We start from the raw sequence: 14,352 nt of genomic DNA, 5'->3' as shown, positions 1-14,352 counted from the left end.
CTCAAAATTCATAACTCAAAACTATTTTTTAACCTGAACTTTTATAGGTGCTTCATTTTTCAATGACATAACTCCACTTGTAATCAGGGTGTCACCTGCTTTTAATCCTGAAAGAATTAAAATTGAAGCATCTGTTCTTGTTGTTGCATCAACCATAACTTCTTTAGCTTTTCCCATATTGGCGATATACACCTTTTTCCCGTCTTGTACAGGAACTATAGCTTCTGAAGGAACTACAATTGCATCCTTAATAATATTTAAAGGTAGTTTTACATCAGCAAAAGTTCCAGGAAAAAGTTTTCCATCTATATTATCTGCAATAGCGCGAATTTGTAAAGTACGGGTTGCTACTTCTACCTCTGGTTCAATAGCATATATTTTTGCTGAATACACTTTATCAGATCCTGAAACTGAAAAATCTATAGTTGAACCTGATTTTACTTGCGAGGCATATTTTTCAGGAATAGAGAACGTTATTTTTAATTTTCCGGTATTGACTAATTTTGCTACCAAAACAGTTGGCGTTATATAAGTTCCTGGCGAAATAGAGCGTAAACCAATTTTTCCTGAAAATGGTGCTTTTACAGAAGTTTTGGCAATTTGAGCCTTAATTAATTGCGTCTGTGCTTTCATAGAAGCATAGTCTGCATTTGCAACATCAAATTCTTCCTGACTAATAGCTTCTTTTTGAAGTAATAATTTTGCTCTTCTTTCATTTTCAGCTGCCAAACCTTCTTTAGTTTGGGCTTGTCTTAGTTGTGCTCTTAATTCAATATCATTTACCTTAAATAGTACCTGGCCTTTATTTACATATGTGCCTTCAGTAAAATAAATACCTTCAACAATTCCTGAAACTTCACTGTGAATTTCTATTTGCTCATTGGCTTCCACAGATCCGGATAATGACAGGTTATTATCAAATGTGGAAGTTTTAACCACAATACCTGTTACAGTTGTAGGGCGGTCTTTATCGCCGGACTTTTTAGACTCGTCGTTTTTACTTTTGTTAGAAACAACTCTGTAGGCAATAAACCCTCCGAGTACTATAATTAACAGGGCATAAACTAGATTTTTTACTTTCATAAAATTGAGGTAAATGTTTTTTGGGATTGTTTTTAGTAGCTTACAAATTTAACTTTTTGAACCGTAATCGAAAGAGGTTGGGCCATTATTTAACATTTGTATGTACAAGTTTTTAAATTAGATTCTATATAAGACTGTTTCTGTTTACAAAGGTTTAATGTAGTGGCAAAAAAAGTTTTTTATACTTAAATAATTGATGTAAAAAAGTGAAGAAACAGTATTTATAAATACAATTTTATTAAGTTTTTACTTAAAAAAAAAGTAAAATTACGCGTTTGTAAAGTAAGAAAAAACGTATATAATGTTTTTTTGCTGTATTTTGTCTGATTTATTTTGTTGTTTATCGATTTTATTTGTAACATTGATAACGTTAAACAATATTATGATTTTTTTGTGAGAATATTAATGATTTTGCATGTTAAACGTTAATATGTGTAGGTTTTTTATTTCTATTGAGTTAATTTTTTTGTTTTTACAGGTCAATAAATTAACAACTGTTTATATTTTAAATTAAAAATCGTCTATTTATGAAGAAAAAATTACTTCTTGGTTTATGGTTTACTTTTTTACTTGTTGCAATTTCTTATTTGTTTTGGCAAAATGAATTTAAATACAGTTTGCCTACACCAGTTCCTAAAGGTTACTATGAGATAGCCATGGGGAGTAAAATTGATTTAAAATGTTGTGTGACAGATCAAAGACCTGTTTTTATCCATTTTTTTAATCCTGATTGTCCGTGTTCACGTTTTAATATACCCCACGTTAGTGGCCTGATTAAAAAATACGGAGACAGAATCAATTTTAAAATTGTGGTTCTAAACAAAGAAAAAACTTTTACAATAGAAGAAATTCAGAACAAATTTGACGCAAAAATCCCTGTTTATTTTGATGAAGAAATAGCAAAAAATTGTGGTGTTTTCTCAACGCCTCAGGCAGTTCTCGTCGATGCTTCTCAAAACTTATATTATCGCGGCAATTACAATAAAACCAGATATTGCACCAATGCCGATAGTAATTATGCCCAGCAGGCAATAGATTCTTTATTAAGTCATACAAATGCCCCTTCATTTGATGCGTTAGCCCTCCGGGCTTATGGATGTTCGTTACCAAAATGCACTAAATAAATCTAACCTTAACATTACCTAAAATTATGAAAGTAAAAGCTAGTTTGAATGAACAGGATTACCTGTACAATTTTATGTCTACAATGACACAAAAATCAGATACGATTATTAATTATGTTCTTGCCATTTATTTTCTACTCGGGATCGCTCTGGCTTTTAAATATGATACCTGGGAGATTGGAGCAGGAGTGGGAACATTAAATCTATTAGCGTATTATTCGGCAAAATTTTTTCTTAAAAAATCCAAATTTTATCAATATGTATTATCGGTTGTGCTTGCCATTTTTATGGCGCAATATATTTATCAGATGCATGGTTTGTTCGAAATGCACTTTACGGTTTTTATTGCCAGCACAATCCTGATTATTTATCAAAACTGGAAATTACAAATTCCACTTACGCTTTTAGTTGTCTTGCATCATGGAGTTTTGGCTTATATGCAAAACTTTATTTACACAGATCCAAAAGGAATACAATTGTATTTTTCGCAAGTGAATTTCGATATGGAAACGTTTATTATTCATGTAATATTAGCTGCTGTCGTTTTCTTTATGAACGGATATTGGGCTTACTATTTTAAAGCGCATAGCCAAAACCATATTTCTAAAATATCTGATGAATATGAATTGGAAAATATGAAATTGGCATCGGCAAAATATAGTTCATTATCTGCCACTAAAGAATATAATGATTTTGTACACAGAACCACATTAGATCTGAAATTGCCAGTAAGTTCAGTGTTAAAACTTATTGATGTATCAAAAGACCATACGGATAACGATCAGCTTTTAAGTTATTTAGATATGATGCGTGAAAGTGCCAAAAAAATTGATGATATGGTTAATGATATTCATGTTAAGTCAATCAATAGTAGACCATCACACTAAAGATTTCTAACTTATTGTAATCAAATAATTTATACTTTATGCAATTGAATACTATACTCAGAATGTAATTACATATTAATTTTAAATACAAAATTTATGGATACCAGAATTACCCGCCCGATCCCATCAGACAGAGAAGTTGATTGGAATAAGAATAAAGTACTACTCAGTAAAACAGATACAAAAGGAACCATTTTATACGCCAATGAAGATTTTATTGACGTTTCCGGTTATGATGAATTTGAGCTTATTGGACAGCCTCATAATTTAATTCGCCATCCTGACATGCCTAAAGTGATTTTTAAATTGCTATGGGATAGTATTAAATCGGGTAAAAACATTCATGCCATCATCAAGAATATGTCTAAAACGGGTAGATATTATTGGGTAATTACCGATTTTAAAATCGTAGCCGATTCTGATGGTGAGATCGTGGGATATTTTGGAACAAGAAAATCCGTTTCAGAGGATATTATTGTAAAGTTCATCGAACCTCTGTATAAAAAGCTTTTACATATCGAAGAAGCCAGTGGAATGTTAGCAGCTGAAGACTATTTGACTGGCTTTTTAGAGGAACGCAAAAAAACATATATGGAATATATTGATCATCTTGTTGCAACAGGAAAAGATGATAAAAACAAAGTGAGTAAAGGTCTTTTTAATGGTCTCTTTGAAAAGAAAGAAGCGCCTAAAAAGAAATAATTTTTAAGTTCCTAAGTCTCTAAGATTCTAAGTCACTAAGATTAAAGCTTAGTGACTTAGAATCTTAGAGACTTAGGAACTTAACTAATATAATTCCAAAAAAGAGATAATTAAAATTGATAGCTTCATTGTATCGAAGAAAATATTCAAATCAAAAATTTGCACCCAGTCTAACCACTCTTGCCAAAGACAATTACACTGAGTTTTTTTAGCTTTAGGTTTTCAAAAACCTCTGTCCCTTTGAGCCCTTATAGCTTTGAACCTTAAGAAATATAATTCCAAATGTTTTTCTTCTTCGTCAATTCTATAAATACAGCTTTTAGTACAGCATGTTCTGGTTTTTGGAGAGGGCCGTCTTCTTTTAGAATTTTCATTGCATAATTTCGGGCTAAACTTAAAATATCACGATCTCTGACTATATCCGCAATCTGAAGGTTTAAAACACCGCTTTGTTGTGTTCCCATTAAATCTCCGGGACCACGTAGTTTCAGGTCGACTTCTGCAATTTCAAAACCATCATTCGTTTGAACCATAGTTTCCATACGGGTTTTACTATCAGCACTTAATTTGTGACTCGTCATTAAAATGCAATAACTTTGTTCGGCGCCACGACCAACACGGCCACGTAATTGGTGTAACTGTGACAATCCAAAACGTTCAGCACTTTCAATAATCATTACACTCGCATTCGGAACATTTACACCAACTTCAATTACGGTTGTAGCCACCATAATATTGGTTTTTCCTTCAGAAAAGCGTTTCATTTCAGCATCTTTATCTGCTGGTTTCATTTTTCCATGCAAAATTGAAATGGAATATTGAGGCAGCGGAAAATCACGCGAGATACTTTCGTAACCGTCCATCAAATCTTTATAATCCATTTTTTCAGATTCCTGAATCAACGGATAAACGATATAAATTTGCCTTCCTAAAGCAATTTCGTCACGAAGGAATTTCCAAACTTTCAAACGATTACTGTCAAAACGATGTACAGTCTGAATTGGTTTTCTGCCAGGTGGCAATTCATCAATTACAGATATATCTAAATCTCCGTATAAACTCATCGCCAAAGTTCTGGGGATAGGAGTAGCGGTCATTACTAAAACGTGTGGCGGAATATCATTTTTCTTCCATAATTTCGAACGTTGTTCTACACCAAAACGATGTTGCTCATCAATTACAGCCAAACCTAAATTTTGAAATTGTACTTTATCTTCCAGTAAAGCGTGAGTACCTATTAAAATGTGTAAACTGCCATTTTCAAGTTCTTCGTGAATTACTTTTCTAGCCGCAGTTTTGGTTGATCCTGTCAGTATTTTGATAGTAAGATTTAATGTTTTAGCCAATTCAGATAAACCAATAAAATGCTGATTTGCCAGAATTTCTGTCGGAGCCATTAAACATGCCTGAAAACCATTATCAATAGCCAACAGCATGCTCATAAAAGCCACAATAGTTTTTCCGGAACCCACATCTCCTTGTAATAATCGGTTCATTTGGGCATTGCTTCCCATGTCTGCACGAATTTCTTTTATTACTCTTTTTTGAGCATTCGTAAGTTCAAATGGCAAGTGATTTTGATAAAATTCATTAAAAAGTTCACCCACTTTGGTAAAGGGATGCCCTTTTATTTTATGTTTCCGAATTAGGTTCTTAGTAATTAATTGAAGCTGAATAAAAAACAATTCTTCAAATTTTAATCGAAATTGGGCTTTCGCCAAAGCATCAGTGCTTTTTGGAAAATGAATATTAAATAAGGCCGCTCTTTTTGGAATTAATTTTAATTCTTCAATTAAATAAGGCGGAAAAGTTTCAGTAAACAAGGCTTGGGTTTCCAAAAACAATTGCTCCATCATTTTATTAATAGTTCGGTTTGAAATCCCTCTGTTTGCAAGTGTTTCTGTAGAAGGATAGATCGGTTGCATGGCTGAACGAAGGCTTTTTTCGTGTTCGCTTAATAACTCAATTTCCGGATGCGCCATACTAAATTGGCTTCCATACAAAGCACATTTTCCAAAAATCACACAAACTTCATTCAGTTTTAAACTTTCACGAATCCATTTATGGCCCTGAAACCAATTCAAATCAATTTGGCCTGTATCATCCACGAAAGTGGCAACCAAACGCTTCTTGTTTTTCGCAAATTCAACTGTTTTTATGTTGATGATTTTTCCAATAATCTGAACTTCGGTTCCAGTATTTTGAAGCTCATTTATTTTATAATAACGAGTCCTGTCAATATACCTATTCGGAAAAAAATTAACTAAATCTCCGTATTTATGAATGCCCAATTCCTTACGAAGCAACTGGCCACGACTCGGACCAACGCCTTTTAAGTATTCGATCGGGGTTTCAAGGAGATTGTTAGACATTAATTATTTTAGATTTTAGAAACGATTTAGATTTTAGAAAATAGAGCATAGAATAAAGAACATAGGCAGAATCTATTCTCTTTATTCTATACTCTATTTTCTTTCATCTTTGGAAAAGCGAAGATAGATTTTAATTGGGAAATTTGAAAATCAATATTTTTTAGAATTTATACTGTGACAAAAAGAAGTACTTTGCTTTGGGTTGAAAATTAAAATGTTTTTTGTACGTATAAATACCTGATTTTTAAATAATTCTATATTTAAAACTAAAAATTATCCTACATAATAGTATCTTTGTTTATGAGTTTTAGTTAAAGATAAATAAATTGATTTCTAAAATCTCTGCCAAAAACATTAAATCTAACATTAAACTTTCTTTATTATGGAAACAATCAAATTTACAGAAACAATCGAAAACAACCATGTTCAGGCACCTTTTAGAGTAGGAGAATGGCTTCCTTCTGATAAAAAGATTCTTCAGGAGTGGATGAATGTTTTAATTGAGGAAACGGATAAAAATCCAAAACAATTATTGCCTGTTATTGCTGAATTTAAGTCTTTTATAGAAAACGACCCCGAAGTATTTATGTATTTTAATTTGATGTTTAGTCAGGTTCCAAAGAAGTACAGAAAAGATCCTGCCGGAAATAAACAGGTTCGTGATTATCATCATATGCTGCAATTGTTTAATACTATTATGACGAATGCTCCTGAATTTAATACAACGGGAGTTGTTGGTTTCCCTATTAATGCCATTTTAGACTGGTCAATGGGAACTGAAGCTGGCTACGCTGCATTTTTAAGTGAAAAAGTAAATAAGCAATTCAAAAAAATGTTGAACGAATGGGGGATTTTCCTAAAATCAGCTGATTCTTGTGCTGTTTTAAATAAAGATCCTAAAAAAGGCTGGTTTGGAGCAGCTGCGATGAAAGCGATGCCTAATTTTGATACCGAATTTATTTGCCAGCCTGAATTAGAACATCATGGATTTACATCCTGGGATAATTTTTTTACTCGTGAATTTAGACCGGGACGGAGACCTTTGGCAAGTCCGGACGATAATAATGTAATTACTAACGCCTGCGAATCTGCTCCTTACAGAATTGCTGAAAAAGTAAATGGCAGGGATAAATTTTGGATAAAAGCACAGCCATATTCTGTTGAACATATGATGGCTGGAGATTCTTTTACAGAAAAATTTATTGGCGGAACTATCTATCAGGCTTTTTTGAGTGCTTTAAGTTACCATCGCTGGCATAGCCCGGTGAGTGGCACCATCGTTAAAGCATATACTGTTGACGGAACTTATTATGCAGAAGCAATTTCTGAAGGGTTTGACGATGCGGGGCCAAATGATTCTCAAGGTTATATTACTGAACTAGCCACAAGAGCACTTATTTTTATACAAGCTGACAATCCAAAAATAGGATTAATGTGTTTTATGCCGGTTGGAATGGCCGAAGTTTCTTCCTGCGAAATAACCGTTTATGAAGGTCAACATGTCAAAAAAGGAGATCAACTTGGAATGTTTCATTTTGGAGGTTCAACACACTGTCTATTTTTTGGTCCTCAGGTAAAGCTTGCGTTTGATATGCATGGTCAAAAGCCAGGCTTAAATTCCAGTAATATTCCTTTAAAATCTAAAATTGCAACTGTATTATAAATTAAATTTTATAGTAAAATTATATAAAAACTCTGCTTTTAAATAGTAGAGTTTTTTCGTTTAATAAATAATTTTAACAAATAAAAGCAACCTTTTAACGAAACCTTTATCTAGTAAGTAAATCAAAAAACTTAAAAAATAGTTATGAAGAAGTTTGGAGTTGTTTTTATATTAATGTTTTGCCATATTTCTTGTTCTAATAATGAGGTTGATCGTGTGGTCGCACCAAATTATTACGGAAAATGGAAACTGACTAAAATGACAGGAGTCTTTATTCCGTCATTTTATATTAACGGGAATCCCCAATGGCAGGAATTTTATGATTTTAAAAAAGATAGTACTTTTATAAAAATAAGAATAGAAGAAACAACAAAAACTTATGCGTCTGGAAAATTTGAGATTATAAAAAATCAAAATAAGACACATATAAAATTGACTTACAAGGAAGACAATGACATCATTGGAAGCTGTTTTGGAGATTTAAGCGAAGATCTATATGTAAATTCAGAAGGTTTATTAACAAGTACATGGCGAATGTTTGACGGACCGGGTTTGTTTTATAAAAAAATGAGATAAAAAAATGTAAATTTGCAATAACTTATAAAAACTATTCAGTAATTAAATTGAATAGTTTTTTGTTTTTAAAAACTTTAAAGATGACAACACATTTAGCACTTTTACGCGGTATCAACGTTTCAGGTCATAACATGATGAAAATGGAAGCTTTGAAAACAATGTTAGAGAATATTGGTTTTACAAATGTGAGAACCTATTTACAATCTGGGAATGTTTTTGTTGATACTGAAGAAGAAAGCGCATCAAAAGTGGGATTTATAATCAAACAGGAAATTTTTAAAGTCTTTGGACATGAAGTTCCGACGATTGTTATTACTAAAGAAGATCTGGAATTGTGTTTTAAAAACAGTCCATATCTAAAAGGGAAAGATATTGATACTAAAAAATTATATGTTGCTTTTGTATCGACTGCATTGAAAAGCGAAAATATAAATGATTTAAAAATCAGTCAGTTTAAACCTGACGAAGCGAGCATCGACGGAAACAGAATTTTTATTAAATATGCTATAGGAGCCGGAAAAACCAGATTAGAAGGCAAGTATATTGAGAAAAAATTAAATGTAATCGTTACAATGCGGAATTGGAATACGGTAACTAATCTGCTTAAAATGTACTCGGAAGATTAATTTTTTTAAAAAAAATAAGCCACGAATTCACGAATTGAGTTTACTTTTCGGCATTAATAATTCGTGAATTCGTGGCGATTGTTTAATTTATTTAGGAATCAAATCACAATACCAAAAGCCATAATCAAAAGCATCGCTGGCACTTGTATCGCAAGCGGTATCTGATGAATCTTCATTTTTAGGTTTTTCATATTTTCTATAAACGATTTCTCCAATTTCAAAGTCAATTGGTTTTGAAAAAATTGGACCATCAAAAGCAAAGGTGTGAAATTCTCCGTTTTCACCGCAAACATCAACGTTCTCTGGTAAGTCATTAATAAAATCCTGATCGATAATTCGGCCCACAAAACTTTTGTCTAAATAACGTTCGTTTACACAAACGACGATAGTTTTAAATCCTAAAGAAATAAATTCCTGAATTAAATCTTTTGTTGGAATTTTCCAAATTGGGAAAACGCCTTCAAAACCAATTTTTGCCAATTGGTCTTCACGATATTTGCGTAAATCTTCCAGAAAAATATCTCCAAAAACAGAATGTGTAATACCTTGTTTTTTTATTTCGGTTAAGGTTTCAGTCATAACATTTTCATAGACTTCCATCGTTGGCATTTCTGGAACCTGTAAAATTTTTAAAGGCAATCCTATACTTTTTGCTTGCTCTTCTAAAAGCTCCACACGAACACCGTGCATTGAAATACGCTGAAATTGCTGATTGACACTCGTCAATAAACATTCAATCTTATAATCAGGATTTTGTAGAATTTTGTATAAGGCAAGAGCAGAATCTTTTCCGCTGCTCCAGCTAAATAAGGCTTTTTTTGGTGTTGGCACGCTGTTATTATTTTATGTGGTAAACTTACAAATTTCATTCGATTTGTTGGTGAAACCTTTGTAACTTTGGATTCTTATACGCCAATAAATGACATTATTTCAGGATAAATATAAAATTGATTCCAAAAGACTGAAAAATTGGGATTATTCCAGCGAAGCGATTTATTTCATAACAATAGTTGCTCAAAATCGAGAATGTATTTTTGGATCTATCGAGAATGAGAAAATGATTTTAAATGAAAATGGTCAAATTGTAGAGAATGAGCTTCTGAAATCTATTAGAATTCGTAAAAACTGGTTTTTCCATAATTGGATTGTGATGCCAAATCATGTGCATTTGTTGATAGAAATTCAAAATATAAATGATGTTTTATCCACAATGCATATCGTAGAGGCGCACAGCAGTGCGTCTACGCCCGGCATATCGACAAAGATTGGGTCAAACGTTGCCGAGACGCACTGCTGTGCGCCTCTACGTGATAATCGAGACGGGAATAGGAGTCAAAATCATTTGGAAATTAAATTATCCCGTACACCCAAATCAATTTCATCATTTGTGACGTTATTCAAATCAGTCACAACAATGCAAATTAATAATATTCGTGAAGTGAAAAACGAAGCCAATTCCACAAAAATATGGCAATCTAATTATCACGATCATATTGTTCGTAATTACAAAAGATTTGAAACGATTTATAATTATATAAAAAGTAATCCAAGGTCTTGGGAAATGGATTCCATAAATTCTAATTTTCAATGAAATACATCTTTTTAATATTTACCACTTTTATTTTTGCACAGCAAACCAAATTTGTAGATTTCAAAACCGTTTCGGGGCAATTATCTTTAAATGCAAAGGAAAAATCTGTTTCAGGTTCTGTTGATTATCAATTTGAGGTTTTAAATCCAATTGATACTATTAAGATCGATGCCAAAAACATGGAGTTTACTAAAGTTCAACTCAATAATAAAGAGGCTGTTTTTGTAAATACTGGCAAGCAATTGCAAATCGTAAATAATTTCCAGAAAGGAGAAAATCATTTAACTTTTGAATATTCTGTTAAACCCAAACAGGCTTTGTATTTTGTTGCTATTGAAAATCATGAAGTACAAATCTGGACGCAGGGACAGGGAAGATACACGAGTAATTGGTTTCCGAGTTTTGATGATGTCAACGAAAAGGTGATTTTTAATTTGGGGATTACATACGATGCATCATATCAGGTCGTTTCGAATGGAATTTTAAAAGAGAAAAACTCAACTGGAAATTTGATTCATTGGCAATATGAAATGGAAAAACCAATGAGTTCTTATTTAGTAATGTTATCCGTTGGAAAATATGATAAAAAAGAATTTACGGCAAAATCTAAAACTCCGCTAGAATATTATTTAGAACACAAAGATGCCAATCGTTTTGAACCAACCTATCGTTATTCAAAACGTATTTTTGATTTTTTGGAGAAAGAAATTGGAGTACAATATCCTTGGGAAATTTACAGACAAATTCCGGTTCGCGATTTCCTTTATGCCGGAATGGAAAATACAACTTCAACGCTTTTTGCCACGCGATATGTGGTAGATTCAATTGGTTTTGAAGATAGAAATTATACTAATGTCGACGCGCACGAATTGGCTCATCATTGGTTTGGTGATTTAATTACAGCCGAAAGCAGTACACATCACTGGCTTCAGGAAGGTTTTGCAACTTATTACGCGGCTTTGGCTGAAAGAGAAATTTACGGCGACGATTATTTCTATTCGAAGTTATACGATACAGCACAACAGATAAAATTTGCCTCAAGAACAGATACAATTCCGGTTTTAAATGCCAAAGCGAGTTCATTGACTTTTTATGAAAAAGGAGCATGGGTCTTGTTTGTTTTGCATGAATCGATTGGAGACAAAGCTTTCAAAAAAGCAATAAAAAGTTATTTAAAAAAGTATGCTTATCAAACCGTAAACACACAAAATTTCTTCGATGAAATAAGAAAAGTATCTAATTTTGATCTAGATAAATTACAGAAAACCTGGTTAGAATCGACTGTTTTTGATACATCGGCGGCCAATGCTTTATTGAGTAAGAATAAAGCGATTCAGGTTCGGTTGGAAATAGATAAATTGAAGAAAACACCGTTGACTGAAAAGGAAGCTTTCCTTAAAAAAACTTTAGAATCAGATATTTATCATTCTATAAAAGAAGCGATTGTTGATCAATTGGAAAATGAAAAATTTGAAGTAAAAAAAGCCTTATTACTAATTGCTTTGCAGACGAATAATATTCAGGTTCGTCAGGCTGTTGCTGCTTCATTATCAAAAATACCCGAAGATTTTAGAACAGAATATGAAACGTTACTTGATGATAAATCATACCAAACCCAGGAAATTGCTTTGTATTATTTATGGAGAAATTTTCCGGAGCATCGCATAGCTTATCTCAATAAATCGAAAGATTGGATTGGTTTCAACGATTATAATCTTCGCACTTTATGGCTTTCATTGGCTCTGTCAACCTCAAATTATGCAGATAATCCGGAATCTTTAATTGCCGAATTAACCGCATTTTCATCTACAAAATATGAAGCCACAACAAGACAAAATGCACTCGAAAAGTTAATTGCTTTTAAAATTATTAACGATCAGGTTTTGAGTAATTTAGTTGGAGCAACAACGCATCATATGTGGCAATTTTCAAAATTTGGAAGAGATACAATAAGATTGTTATTAAAAAATCCTGAAATGCGTGCTTCGTTTGAAAGAATTTTGCCTAATTTGACCCCCGATGAACAGTTTCAATTGAATCGTTTGTTGAAAGAGATAGAGAAGTAGAAGCAAGAAACAAGAGGAAAGATTGACGAGAATAGAATATAGAATATAGAGTAAAGAGCAAAAGTTTAAAAAGTGAATAGGAAAGTCTTTGCTCTTGCTTCTTTGCTCTATTCTCTAAATAAATACAAAACCTACATTAAATATATGAGAGCATTGGTTATTTCTGGTGGAGGAAGTAAAGGAGCATTTGCCGGCGGTGTTGCGCAATACCTAATAGAAGAAAAAAATTACGAATACGATTTGTTTTTAGGAACTTCTACAGGAAGTTTACTTATTCCGCATTTGGCTTTAGGTCACATCAAAAAAATTCACTCAGTTTATACGAATGTTACCATGGGAAGCATTTTCAATATTTGCCCATTTGTAGTTAAAAATAAAGATGGAGTTGATATTGTAACGATTAACCACTTTAATGTAATACGTCAGTTTTTTAAAGGAAAAAGAACTTTTGGCGAAAGCAAAGGTTTGAAGAAATATATTAGAAATAATTTTTCCTTATCAGATTTTAATAAACTAAAAAAACTGAATAATGATGTCGTTATTACTGTAACTAATTTTACTAAAAACGAATCAGAATACAAATCGGTAAAAGATTGTACGTATGAGGAATTTTGCGATTGGTCCTGGATCTCCAGTAACTACGTGCCTTTTATGAGTTTGGTGGAGAAAGACAATTGCGAATATGGCGATGGCGGGTTTTCAAGTTTAGTGCCAATTCGGGAAGCGATCAACCGTGGTGCGACAGAAATTGATGTAATTATCTTAGAAACTGAAGTAAATATGGATAAAACTGTTATTGGTAAAAATCCGTTTTCACTAATGATTGATTTGTTCCGAATAGCCTTGGATCAGGTTGAAAAACATGATATTGCTATAGGAAAACTTATGGCAAACAATAAGAATGTGAAACTTAACTTATATTATACGCCCACAAAACTGACTGATAATGCGTTAATTTTTAATAAGGAAGTGATGAAAGAATGGTGGGAGCAAGGTTATGAATACGCTCAGAATAAGTCTGAGGTTATGAGTGATAATAGGTAATTTTAGATTGTTGATTTTAGATTTTAGATTGTCTGTGCGGGATCTAAAATCTAAAATCGGAACTCTAAAATTAAAATGTTACCAAAGTTCTGAAACCTCATTTTTAATATAACCCAAAGCAGCATTGCTAGGAGATTGTTTCTCTAATAAATCATTCAAGATTTTCTCTCTTAATTTATCAGCGCTGTCGACTCTGTCGCTCATTGCAGCTTTACGGATAATTTGTATCGTTGAGTTTTTAGCGGTTGTAATTATTGTCCAACATTCATCAGACATATAAATTTGCTGCGTTAAATTGTGTTCGAATTCCTGTTCAATTTGGTCGATTACGAAGTTTTCATAATCATGTTTTTCGTTTGAAATTGGCGCAATTCTAATCAATAATTTGGTCAGGTTGATACGCTCTAAATATAAAGTCATACGCTCGTAAGCCTGTAAACGTATAGGTAAAGATTGTTTTTGATATTCCCTGTTTAACAGAAAATTACGTTTTTTATCATTGTTTTTAATATGTAGTTCAAAAAAACTATAAGCCACAAATCCGGTAACGATGGCTGGTAAAGTATAACTCGCTAATTCTATAATTCTTGTAAAATCCATTTGGTTTAATTTTTCAAC

General features: G+C 32.5%; 13 protein-coding genes. 9 read left to right on the top strand and 4 right to left on the bottom strand.

The features are described from left to right. Positions 1 to 21: 21 nt before the first annotated feature. On the bottom strand, positions 22 to 1,083 hold the full coding sequence (locus ASC72_RS13260) for an efflux RND transporter periplasmic adaptor subunit (RefSeq protein ID WP_056191459.1): 1,062 nt from the start codon (positions 1,081 to 1,083) through the stop codon (positions 22 to 24). A gap of 527 nt (positions 1,084 to 1,610) precedes the next feature. On the opposite strand from ASC72_RS13260, the gene ASC72_RS13255 reads away from it, so the two are divergent. The 3 genes from ASC72_RS13255 to ASC72_RS13245 all read left to right on the top strand — a co-directional run bounded on the left by ASC72_RS13255 (position 1,611) and on the right by ASC72_RS13245 (position 3,796). Continuing rightward, positions 1,611 to 2,207: a redoxin domain-containing protein gene (locus ASC72_RS13255; protein WP_056191457.1), complete on the top strand. Its 597-nt coding sequence runs from the start codon at positions 1,611 to 1,613 to the stop codon at positions 2,205 to 2,207. Positions 2,208 to 2,233: 26 nt separating this feature from the next. Further along, positions 2,234 to 3,094, top strand: a complete 861-nt coding sequence (locus tag ASC72_RS13250) for a hypothetical protein (RefSeq protein WP_056191455.1) — start codon at positions 2,234 to 2,236, stop codon at positions 3,092 to 3,094. Between the two features lie 96 nt (positions 3,095 to 3,190). Continuing rightward, on the top strand, positions 3,191 to 3,796 hold the full coding sequence (locus ASC72_RS13245) for a PAS domain-containing protein (RefSeq protein WP_056191453.1): 606 nt from the start codon (positions 3,191 to 3,193) through the stop codon (positions 3,794 to 3,796). Between the two features lie 263 nt (positions 3,797 to 4,059). On the opposite strand, the gene recG is transcribed toward ASC72_RS13245, so the two are convergent. Then, positions 4,060 to 6,168 (bottom strand): ATP-dependent DNA helicase RecG, encoded by a 2,109-nt coding sequence (gene recG, locus ASC72_RS13240; protein WP_056191451.1) that lies wholly within the window; start codon positions 6,166 to 6,168, stop codon positions 4,060 to 4,062. A 382-nt stretch (positions 6,169 to 6,550) separates the two neighbouring features. Between recG and ASC72_RS13235 the strand changes: the two genes are divergently transcribed. The 3 genes from ASC72_RS13235 to ASC72_RS13225 all read left to right on the top strand — a co-directional run bounded on the left by ASC72_RS13235 (position 6,551) and on the right by ASC72_RS13225 (position 9,033). Then, a complete protein-coding gene (locus ASC72_RS13235; RefSeq protein WP_082564301.1) occupies positions 6,551 to 7,831 on the top strand; it encodes a phosphatidylserine decarboxylase family protein in 1,281 nt (426 codons plus the stop codon). A gap of 144 nt (positions 7,832 to 7,975) precedes the next feature. Beyond that, the gene (locus ASC72_RS13230; protein ID WP_131725813.1) at positions 7,976 to 8,407 is read left to right on the top strand and encodes a hypothetical protein; all 432 of its coding nucleotides are present in this window, start codon (positions 7,976 to 7,978) and stop codon (positions 8,405 to 8,407) included. Positions 8,408 to 8,487: 80 nt separating this feature from the next. Next, positions 8,488 to 9,033, top strand: a complete 546-nt coding sequence (locus tag ASC72_RS13225; RefSeq protein ID WP_056191939.1) for a DUF1697 domain-containing protein — start codon at positions 8,488 to 8,490, stop codon at positions 9,031 to 9,033. An 87-nt stretch (positions 9,034 to 9,120) separates the two neighbouring features. Here ASC72_RS13225 and ASC72_RS13220 read toward each other — a convergent pair whose 3' ends face one another. Beyond that, a complete protein-coding gene (locus ASC72_RS13220; protein ID WP_056191447.1) occupies positions 9,121 to 9,864 on the bottom strand; it encodes a diphthine--ammonia ligase in 744 nt (247 codons plus the stop codon). A gap of 88 nt (positions 9,865 to 9,952) precedes the next feature. Between ASC72_RS13220 and ASC72_RS13215 the strand changes: the two genes are divergently transcribed. From ASC72_RS13215 to ASC72_RS13205, 3 genes are all read left to right on the top strand, one after another. Then, positions 9,953 to 10,624: a transposase gene (locus tag ASC72_RS13215; protein WP_056191444.1), complete on the top strand. Its 672-nt coding sequence runs from the start codon at positions 9,953 to 9,955 to the stop codon at positions 10,622 to 10,624. Then, positions 10,621 to 12,690, top strand: a complete 2,070-nt coding sequence (locus ASC72_RS13210) for a M1 family metallopeptidase (RefSeq protein WP_056191442.1) — start codon at positions 10,621 to 10,623, stop codon at positions 12,688 to 12,690. Before ASC72_RS13215 ends, ASC72_RS13210 begins: the two co-directional genes overlap by 4 nt. A gap of 144 nt (positions 12,691 to 12,834) precedes the next feature. Further along, positions 12,835 to 13,734, top strand: a complete 900-nt coding sequence (locus ASC72_RS13205) for a patatin family protein (RefSeq protein ID WP_056191440.1) — start codon at positions 12,835 to 12,837, stop codon at positions 13,732 to 13,734. Positions 13,735 to 13,812: 78 nt separating this feature from the next. Here the strand turns inward: ASC72_RS13205 and ASC72_RS13200 are convergent, their stop codons facing one another. Then, the gene (locus tag ASC72_RS13200; RefSeq protein WP_056191438.1) at positions 13,813 to 14,334 is read right to left on the bottom strand and encodes a hypothetical protein; all 522 of its coding nucleotides are present in this window, start codon (positions 14,332 to 14,334) and stop codon (positions 13,813 to 13,815) included. Between the last annotated feature and the right edge of the window lie 18 nt (positions 14,335 to 14,352).

Origin of the sequence: Flavobacterium sp. Root420 (assembly GCF_001427905.1) — a bacterium.
GTDB lineage: Bacteria > Bacteroidota > Bacteroidia > Flavobacteriales > Flavobacteriaceae > Flavobacterium.
The sequence above is the reverse complement of the archived record's forward strand: the minus strand, read 5'-3'. Positions and strand labels throughout refer to the sequence as shown.